Below are 2,186 nucleotides of genomic sequence, written 5' to 3'. Positions count from 1 at the left end.
GGCCAGATCGTCACCGGCAGCAACGCCAATGCCAACGCTACTGCCAATGCGATCAATCGACTGACCAATCAATATCTGTACAACATCGCCGGGAAAAAGTACTCGGGTGGTACCACTACTGGCCAGATGCCCGGCGGAACGGTCGGTGACTGGATCCAGCAGGCATTGCAGGTGCTGCAGCAGATGGGCTACGACATCAGCAAGATCGATCCGCAGGCCATCGCGATCATCATCCAGCACGAATCGGGCGGCAATCCCAATGCCACCAATAACTGGGACAGCAACGCCGCTAAGGGCACACCGTCGATCGGCCTCATGCAGACCATCGGCCCGACGTTCAATTCTTACGCTGCACCCGGGCACACGAACATCTACAACCCGGTCGACAATATTGTCGCCGGGGTTCGCTACTCGATCAGCCGATACGGCTCGGTCAGTAATGTGCCGGGTGTCAAGGCAGTACGCGCTGGCCGACCATATGAGCCGTACTGATGGCACCCCCAGAGCGAAACCCGCCGGATCCGAGCCTCGACAACACCCACGAGACCCGGCCCGGCACAACGACATCCGCACCACGCCGGAACGCGACGCGAGGCAGTCCGGCGCGGACACCGACCGGAACACCGGCCGCTCTCGCACAGCAGCCTGCCGCAAACGCGGCGGCGCGCAGTCCAGCCGGGACGCCGATCGCCGAATCGGCAACCGCGGCAACCGGATCACCGGTCGGCGCCCGCCCCGACGCGCTCGCCGGATTCGGTGCGGGCGCACCGTACGCGGCGGCGGCGCTCGGTGCGCTGGCATCCATGGCCGCCCAGTACGGCAACACCAACCCGACCGCGGATACCGGTCAGCCGTACGCACCACCCGCGCTCGGCGGCGGACAACCGACCTCATGGCCCGGCGAATCGGGCACACAGTATGCGGCGAACAATCTCGACACCGCGCGGCGCGGGCAATCGACGCAATCGTTGAACGCAGAACTCGGCCGCCTGCTCGGCGGCGCCGCCGATAGCACCATCCGGGGCCGCGCCGCCATCGATGGCATTATCGCCGAGGTGAATACGGCCATGACCGCGCTCGGTGGCGTCGCCGATACCACCGCCGGGCGGCAAATGCTGATCACCACACTCAGCAATGCCTTACAGCGTGCGGGCACCGTACTCGGACAGGGGCAGACCGCGGCGGCGATCACCGCGGACAAGGTTGCCGCGCTAGCGGACCGGTTCCTACAGAACGCACGCCCGACCCGGCAGCCGCAGCGCCGAGCCCAGCCGAGCACCAGCGGCTCGAGTGCACGTCCGCCGCGCACGCGCCCGTCCGGTCGTCAGGGTCAGTGGATCAACGACGCCCTGCGCATCCTGGCCGCCAACGGCTACGACACCCGGTACATCAATCCCGCCGATATCGCCGCGATCATCCAGCACGAATCCGCGGGCGATCCGAATGCGATCAATCTCTGGGACAGCAATGCCGCCAAGGGAACTCCGTCCAAGGGTCTGATGCAGACCATCGATCCCACCTTCAACGCCTACGCGCTGCCGGGCCACCGCGATATCTGGAATCCGGTCGACAACATCATCGCGGGCGTGCGCTATGCCATCGCCCGCTACGGTTCGGTCAGCAATGTTCCGGGCATCCAGGCGATGCACCAAGGCGGGCATTACGTAGGCTACTGAAAGGCCGATGAGATCGGCGTTCGCCTGTCAAGACCAGCGGGTGGCGTGATAACCGCGCGGCAGATTGACCACTTTCACGACATCGCCACTATGCGGCGCCTCGACGCACTGACCGTTTCCGATGTACATCATGACGTGACCAGGATTGCCGTTGTTGAATTGGGCGTCGGGGAAGATCAGGTCACCGGGGCGGATGTCGGCCGGATTGACCTTCGGCAACTGCTTATACTGATCAGACGCCACGCGTGGAATCTTCACGCCCGCCTGAGCCGCGGCGTACTGCATGAGCCCGGAGCAGTCGAAGGAATTCGGACCTTCGGCGCCCCACACATACGGATCGCCCTGTTGGGCCATCGCGACCTCGACTGCCTTCTGCCCGGCCGCAGACGCCCCGGCGGCCGAGCCAGCGTATTTCTTTCCGGCGATGTTGTAGAGGTACTGGTTCGTGAGCCGATTGATGGCGGCCGCGGTGTCGGTGGCGCTTGCGTTGCTGCCGGTGACGATCTGGCT

Annotated in this window: 3 protein-coding genes; 2 read left to right on the top strand and 1 reads right to left on the bottom strand. The window is 65.0% G+C overall.

Features of this window, described 5'->3' with window-relative positions; translation table 11 throughout:
- Together NA5_RS38655 and NA5_RS38650 are read left to right on the top strand one after the other, a co-directional pair.
- Positions 1–492 (top strand): transglycosylase SLT domain-containing protein (locus NA5_RS38655; protein WP_157110910.1); only part of this gene is annotated, 492 nt, incomplete at its 5' end.
- Positions 492–1,676: a transglycosylase SLT domain-containing protein gene (locus NA5_RS38650; protein WP_084484746.1), complete on the top strand. Its 1,185-nt coding sequence runs from the start codon at positions 492–494 to the stop codon at positions 1,674–1,676. The genes NA5_RS38655 and NA5_RS38650, both read left to right, overlap by 1 nt.
- Positions 1,677–1,703: 27 nt before the next feature.
- Here the strand turns inward: NA5_RS38650 and NA5_RS38645 are convergent.
- Positions 1,704–2,186: C40 family peptidase (locus NA5_RS38645; RefSeq protein ID WP_169811428.1), on the bottom strand; the 483-nt coding region annotated here is incomplete at its 5' end.

Source organism: Nocardia anaemiae NBRC 100462, from assembly GCF_001612725.1.
Classification (GTDB): domain Bacteria; phylum Actinomycetota; class Actinomycetes; order Mycobacteriales; family Mycobacteriaceae; genus Nocardia; species Nocardia anaemiae.
The sequence above is the reverse complement of the archived record's forward strand: the minus strand, read 5'-3'. Positions and strand labels throughout refer to the sequence as shown.

Coding starts and splice junctions, on each gene's coding strand:
- NA5_RS38650 (WP_084484746.1), top strand. CDS start 492: ATGGCACCCCCAGAGCGAAACCCGCCGGATCCGAGCCTCGACAACACC.